The 6,582-nt window shown below is 41.0% G+C and carries 9 protein-coding genes; 3 read left to right on the forward strand and 6 right to left on the reverse strand.

The window, feature by feature from the left end:
* Positions 1-306: 306 nt before the first annotated feature.
* From GNF10_RS33975 to GNF10_RS33995, 5 genes are all read right to left on the reverse strand, one after another.
* The gene (locus GNF10_RS33975; RefSeq protein ID WP_185581753.1) at positions 307-645 is read right to left on the reverse strand and encodes a CpeR family transcriptional regulator; all 339 of its coding nucleotides are present in this window, start codon (positions 643-645) and stop codon (positions 307-309) included.
* Complete coding sequence (locus GNF10_RS33980; RefSeq protein WP_163928625.1) at positions 639-1,268, reverse strand: chromophore lyase CpcT/CpeT; 630 nt, start codon at positions 1,266-1,268, stop codon at positions 639-641. Before GNF10_RS33980 ends, GNF10_RS33975 begins: the two co-directional genes overlap by 7 nt.
* A 58-nt stretch (positions 1,269-1,326) precedes the next feature.
* Positions 1,327-1,863 carry a phycobiliprotein lyase gene (locus GNF10_RS33985; protein WP_114082079.1) on the reverse strand — a complete coding sequence of 179 codons (537 nt, stop codon included), beginning with the start codon at positions 1,861-1,863 and terminating at the stop codon, positions 1,327-1,329.
* A 189-nt stretch (positions 1,864-2,052) separates the two neighbouring features.
* Positions 2,053-2,811 carry a phycobilisome rod-core linker polypeptide gene (locus tag GNF10_RS33990; RefSeq protein ID WP_185581754.1) on the reverse strand — a complete coding sequence of 253 codons (759 nt, stop codon included), beginning with the start codon at positions 2,809-2,811 and terminating at the stop codon, positions 2,053-2,055.
* A 654-nt stretch (positions 2,812-3,465) separates the two neighbouring features.
* A complete protein-coding gene (locus tag GNF10_RS33995; protein WP_185580910.1) occupies positions 3,466-4,047 on the reverse strand; it encodes a phycobilisome protein in 582 nt (193 codons plus the stop codon).
* Positions 4,048-4,147: 100 nt separating this feature from the next.
* Here GNF10_RS33995 and GNF10_RS34000 point away from each other — a divergent pair, with 100 nt between their 5' ends.
* Both GNF10_RS34000 and GNF10_RS34005 read left to right on the forward strand, forming a co-directional pair.
* A complete protein-coding gene (locus GNF10_RS34000; RefSeq protein ID WP_185580911.1) occupies positions 4,148-4,810 on the forward strand; it encodes a HEAT repeat domain-containing protein in 663 nt (220 codons plus the stop codon).
* A gap of 146 nt (positions 4,811-4,956) precedes the next feature.
* Positions 4,957-5,157 (forward strand): hypothetical protein, encoded by a 201-nt coding sequence (locus GNF10_RS34005; RefSeq protein WP_185580914.1) that lies wholly within the window; start codon positions 4,957-4,959, stop codon positions 5,155-5,157.
* A 189-nt stretch (positions 5,158-5,346) separates the two neighbouring features.
* Here GNF10_RS34005 and GNF10_RS34010 read toward each other — a convergent pair whose 3' ends face one another.
* Positions 5,347-6,171: a pentapeptide repeat-containing protein gene (locus GNF10_RS34010; RefSeq protein WP_185580912.1), complete on the reverse strand. Its 825-nt coding sequence runs from the start codon at positions 6,169-6,171 to the stop codon at positions 5,347-5,349.
* A 140-nt stretch (positions 6,172-6,311) separates the two neighbouring features.
* Here GNF10_RS34010 and GNF10_RS34015 point away from each other — a divergent pair.
* A partial coding sequence (locus GNF10_RS34015) for a phycobiliprotein lyase (protein ID WP_260446367.1) occupies positions 6,312-6,582 on the forward strand: 271 nt, incomplete at its 3' end.

Here is a 6,582-nt window from a genome sequence, read left to right on the forward strand (position 1 = left end):
TAGTATAATATTTTACAAAAATTATGCAAAATATATCTGTAGTGGCAATTCATGAATTGCCCCTACAGTCCAGGTTTATTTACCATAAAAGAATGATTAATAAAAATTTATTTGTTAGGCAAAACCTATGCAGTATTGGATTCTGTTGTACGGTATGTATTTCTACCAAACTTAGACGGCTAACTGTTAACAAGCAAGAGCTAATCATAGTAAATAATTAGCAGTTAAACATTAACAATTAGCCGTCAACCCCTTGAGGAGTATTTAAAATTAAAATGTCAAAAGGATTTCCGTAGGAAAGTGACTCTAAGGACGCTCATCAAATCTAGTGTAGAAACCACCGTATTTTATCCAGTATTGTTTCAAAGTATGATGAGGAGTATGTAAACTAGCTTTAGCCTGATATAAAATTACTTGGCGATGATCGCCCATCCAGATTTTATTAATGGGGTCAACGGATATTACTGTTCCTCCTAAAGAAGCGACACATTGAGAGAATCTTTCAATGGTTGTATATTCCAATGTCTCGAATATAAAAAAGTTACCGGAACAAATCAAGTGGCGGCTACGAATCCAACAGCGCATCTTTTTTTCAGCCTGTGGAGGTAACATTTTATATTTAACAGATTCAAGCTGAATCAACATAATGCTCTCACTGCAAGTAATTCATCAGCAAAACTTTCCCGTTTTTCAAATCGCAAAGGCCCAGCAGTTGACCCCCATATCTGCTTGTGGGTTTCAATATCCATACCTTTATCTAGACTTATCCAAGTATGCTCGGTTATTTCTACGTCGCTGACTAGATATGTCTGGCAGCCATTGCGGTTAATCAGACATTGATTACCCGGTTCCACGCTACCCCGAAACATTTCACCCTCTCGTTGGAAAACCATCGAACAGTTATAACGCCGTTCGATACAATCTGGGGTGATGGTTTTGAGGATATCTAATTCACGAGCCGCACCTGCGTAAAGCATCTGGTCTTTCAAGCTGTAATTTTCGATATAAATGCGATCGCCACAATCTACCAGTCTATGTACTCCTTGGCGGTAGGGTGTCCATAAATCGTGGTCATACGCTTGTTCTGAATAAAAACCGATGGCAGAAAAAAATTCAATCGGTAAAGGACGGAAAAAAATATGAATGTGGGCGTAAAGTTGGGGATTTGCAAAAGATTGCTTGTAGTTGCTAAAATCTCCTGCCATCCAACAGGCTAAGGTGAGCAAATCACTAGCGTTGGTGCTAGATTCGCTGGGTGCTATTGTCATATTCAACCTCAGTAGTGACAAAAGTAGATGATTCCTTTTATGTTTTAACCTGATATTACTAACTGGTTGAACTAGACAAAGAGCGAATCTCTGAAGAAAAGGAAGCTGTTGTCACGCCTTTACCATCACTGGTTTTAATTGTCGCTACCCGGAATCGCAGATTTGGTGTAGCAAACCAAATTCGCTCTTCAGCAGCAGCGTGTTCATACTCTGTCAGCAGGGTAAAAATCCCATCTTCACTCAAGTGGTATTTACCCACTGCGGGGATTGTCTCAGCGTATCCTTGCTCGCGTAAGAGTTTTCCCCTAGAAGGATTTTCTATATCTGGAATTGGCACCAGCACGGTACTACCAGAGATTGGTTTATCGTCCCAGTCTGACTCACCTTTCCAAGTCATCCGAAAGGGGTGAGTGATACTGCCGGGGTCGGTGTCATACAATTGACAAATTGCTAATACCGCCGGATCGTCGGTGGATAGAGACTCAATGTCAATGTTAGACAGCACTTGTTCAAAGTGAGCGAATGCTAAATGATGACCGCTACGTTGCGATCGCCATCGCCCAATTGAAAGTTCAAAGAATTCAGTAATTTCCATTAGAAAAGTGATTTTAAAAAGTAGCCTACAATCCAAGAAATATCTTGGCTAAATAGTTATTCTCCCAGCCTAGATACTAGCTTTCTTGAATGACTTGGGAGTTAGGAGAGGCCCTATTAATCGTGTCTGTACAAGAGTTGGGAGTTAGGAGTTGTTATTTTACCCCAGTCGCACTCCCCGCTCATCTACTTAAGCAACTTCAGTAATACTGATGATTTTGCCGCCCATTGTATGAATGTTTTGCACTTGTCCAGACAGTTGGTTGTAGTTAACTACATATTCAAGGTTGCCCAGACGAGTATGGAGACTAGCTGAACCTTTAACTGCCTTAATCAAGAAGCGTTTGCTGGTGCTGTTTACACTAGAACCAGCAGCAGGAGCCTTGATAGATGTGGGTAAATTTGCACCTATATCCCTGATTAATTTAGCTTTGCGATCGCTATCGCTGCTTGCTACTCCTCTCAATAAGGTAAAGGTGCGGTTAAAGGTAACATTCTTAATTCCTATTTGGGAGCTAGTGCTGCGAGGATAAGGAACAATATTCTCGCCAAAATTCTGCTGATACTCTTCGCTATCGATATAGGATTCGATTTCAGCATCATAGCCCTGTTCGTTATAGATGCGGACGTGTTCGGCAATTTCTGCTTGATCGGCAGGAGGACGACCTAGCAGGTGTTTAAAGTTCAGTTCAATGAACCGATATTGGGAAGAAGAACTGAAAAACAGAGATTGATAGAGTTCTGATTTGGCAACAGTATTGACGAATTCGCGGACGCTGATTTTGCGATCGCGCAATTGCGATTCAGCAGTAGCTAGGCGCTCACTTTCTAGCAAGTGAGCATTCCCCAAAACCTGTTTGTAAACCGCTCGAATCAGTGTTTGTAATTCACTTTCGCTGGTGTTCGGATGCAGTTCAACACTAGGTGAATCAATAGCCCACAGTGACATTGAAGTATCTCCCTAAAAACGTAAATTAAATGAAATTTTTGAGCATCTTACCCCTTATTGGCGTGGAATTCCACCTCAGTTGTCAGTTATTTTTGCTACTGATTAGCATTTGTAAAACTTTATTTTTTTAAAGTGCGTTAGATATCTTTATATATGACAACTGACGACAGAATTGAGCAAATCCTAATCATGATGCTGGTCTAAAAGCTATTTATATCTCCCAGTTAACAACTAGATTTTATGAGAAGGAATTCAGCAGATGTTAAAAAACTTTACATCTTTGTGAAAAGGAGAAGTCTTAGAGACTTTAGATCCTTATTAGTTTTAATTATTTAAGTTTTTACATCATTAAATGCCTTTACACATTCTGATACGATGCTGAAACCATATTTATTAAATTTTGTTAAGTTAGATAATACTTTGGAGAAATTTAAGCTTGTTTTTAGAATTTGATTTGAGATTGGGATACGGCCGATCCTATTGTTGTTTTCCCTTGAGCAAGAGTATTTATCGTGCCGATTCACAGAAGTTAATTTTGGTAAGTGGGCAAGAATAAATCAAACTATGTTACGTAATGTAAATTTAATTAAATTGGCTTTTAGTAAGCAACTCTAACCATGACTACAAACCTTGAATTATTCACGCTCACTTAGCTTACAGAATTTGAAAAGTAGCCAGTCGGGTGATTAAATGGTCAAAATAGGGATTAAGAGTTTCTTGCTGATTGGCTGGGCAGCGTTTCAAACTAGCAGCTTTAATGCTTTTTAAACCTAAGAGCATTGCATCTAATGGAACTTGTAATTCCTGATAGAGTAAGTTCATATAGTGCAGTCCCGTGGGATTTGTATACTCAGGGTGTCCACCTGCTATGCCATAAGTAATACAACGGAGAAAATGCCAAAAATCTCGCCAGCAAGCTTGGGCGCGTTCAGGCGGATAAAGACCACCTCCAGGCTGGATAATTTCAGGATAGGTTGTCAAAACCTGGTCTCTAGCTTCATCGACAATTTCGGCCGCGCGATCGCGTAACAACACAGCAACAGGAATTAACTCAGAATTATCGGATGACAAGGTTTGAATCTGCAATAAATCTTCGTCGCTCAGATAACGGAAAGCATCATCCGCAGCTTGAAATATGGCAATCGCTGCTTTGGAATGAGACTGTTCCCACTCAGCAAAACTGATAATCCTAGCTTTGGCGATTAATTCTTTGACGCTTTCGCTTAATTGAGTCATTGGTTAAGAGTTTAGGGTATTGCGTTAAATCTTCCCAAATGCGATCGCTATTTTTTGACATCTGTAAAATAAAGTAAAGATAGCTCTACCAAATGCACCTATGGAAATCTATCAAATCCAAACTGAACTGAAGAACCCAGATTTTCACTCTCGTTTGAAGGCGATCGCAGCCCTCAATGATTATGAATCAGAAGTTGCAGTTCCTCTTTTAGCAAGTAAGCTTCATGACTCAGAATTTTTGGTGCGTTCTTTTGTAGCTAGGGGTTTGGGTAATCAACAATCAGCAGAATCCTTTGCTGCTTTGATGCAAATTATGAAATTTGACGATACCCCCAACGTGCGAGCTGAGGCGGCCAATTCTTTGTCGCTATTTGGTAGAGTCGCAGTTTCTCATCTAGTTATGGCATTTTATCAAGATTACCACTGGCTAGTTAAGCGGAGCATTTTAGCTGCGATCGCTGAAATGAATTGTCCTGAAGAGCTATTTGATATCTGCGTTCAAGGTTTAAAAGATGAAGATTTCACAGTTCAGGAATCCTCTGTTGATGGACTCGGTTTACTAGCTGATTCTAGCCAACATACTGCGGCACTATCCCAAATACTAACGTTAGTGAATGATGAATCTTGGCGGATGCGCGTGCGAGTTAGCTATGCCCTCAAACGCTTTGACGAGCCGGAAGCAAAAGCAGCCCTGAACCAACTTAGACAGGATGAGGATCACCGAGTTGTCGGAGCTGCTTTAGAAGACTTGCTACCACAATAGCGATGTGGGTTTGTGCCGAATCTTGTGATAAGATTTATTTCAAGAATAGTAAATATGTCATTTAACCTTAAAACTAACCAAAATATCCGGCTAATCTGCCAAAATCTGGAATAAAAGATCAACTTTTTCGAGATGAGGAGGCATTTGTGACTGATACACAAACGGGTCAAATGACTTGGCGACCACCAGGTTCCTCAGAATCTGCTTTACATTTGCGACATAAAGCTTCGGAAGCCTGGCGATCGTATAAAGAATTTCCCCAATATGCTCTACCCGATGCACCGGGTTTTTCCGAAGGATACGCTACGTTTTTAGCGCTCCTAAAAAAGAAGTGGCAACTGTTGTAAAGCCACTACTAAATTATTAAGTAATTAAGTGAACTTGATATTAAAATCTAAAATTTAAAATTGCCACGTTGCTGAATTAAAGCATGAATCTGGATGTAGAGACGTAGCACTGCTACGTCTCTACAAGGATTTTGGTATGATGCAAAATCATTTTCATACATGGAATCAGCAACGCCAAAATTGCGACAGTCAAGCACTCAAACTCTCACGAGTTGTTGTGCGAGTGTAGGCGTTCCAAACGTCAAGTTCTGAATATGGGCGGCTTTTAAGCATAGCTTTAGTTGCTTCTGTGAGTCCTTGGGCTAAAGTAAAATCTGCACCAGCGATACTTTGAAGATGCTCCATCTCTGCATCACAGAGGTCAGTTGCTCGGAGGTCTGCATCCCGCAAATCGGCTCCAGTCAATCGAGCATTCCGCAAACAAGCCCCAGTTAAATAAGCTTTCGTCAAATCAGCACCACTTAAAGCCGCACCTTGTAAATTAGCTCCTGTCAAGTCAGCGCCACTCAGGTAGGCTCCACGCAGATTAGCACCTTGTAAATCTGCGTTTCGTAAAGAAGCTGTGTTAAGAAAAGCACCATTGAGATTAGCACCCGGTCCTACTGCTCCCGATGCTTTGTAGTTATATTCTTGGGGCCATTTCGTATCTGCATCGTAACGTGCTACTTGCAGTTTGGCTCCTTCCAAATTTGCGCCACTTAGATTGGCTTGTTGGAGGTTAGCACGATTTAAATAGGCTCCCTGCAAATTAGCCCCACTCAAATCGGCTCCTTGCAAATTAGCGCCTCGCAAATCTGCGCCACTCAAATCGGCATTACTCAAGACTAGCTCACTGAGGTCGGCTCCTAGTAGCTTGGCTTTGCTCAAGTTAGCTTGTTGTAAATCGACTTCCTTGAGATTGAATTGGTACAAATCGACCCAATCCAGAGGGGTTCTGGCTTTGAGGGCTGTTAATATTTCTGGAGTTGGACTGGAGCGTTCGCTAGTGATAACTTGAATTTCACTATTTGTCATCAGTTGATAAAAATATAACTTTTGGAGTTATTCTACACTTTAGCGAAATTGGGACTTCATCTCATTGCTCAGTATTCAATAACGGCAAAATTTGATAAAAAGAGGTTTTAAAACAGATGCATCTAATACCGCCCTTGTCAATGATCGACTTCTTCCATAAAAGTGAGGGTACGTGGTTTACGGAACGCTCCGTTCACCATTTTGACTCAGCAGCGGATGAGTCTGGGCAGTCGAATTTGATCATTAAAGTCATGGAAAAGGACGATCCTAAAGTCCAAGAAGTCTGTAAAGACCAAGGCATAGACCCTACTAAAGCAACAGGCGGTGCGAGCTTTGCATGGCAGGCTAACTTAGACACCAGGCTACCTAATGATAATGCTGCCATTTTGGTTGATATTCCCGACGACACGA

The sequence above is a fragment of the Nostoc sp. UCD121 genome (genome assembly GCF_014222285.1).
Classification (GTDB): domain Bacteria; phylum Cyanobacteriota; class Cyanobacteriia; order Cyanobacteriales; family Nostocaceae; genus Nostoc.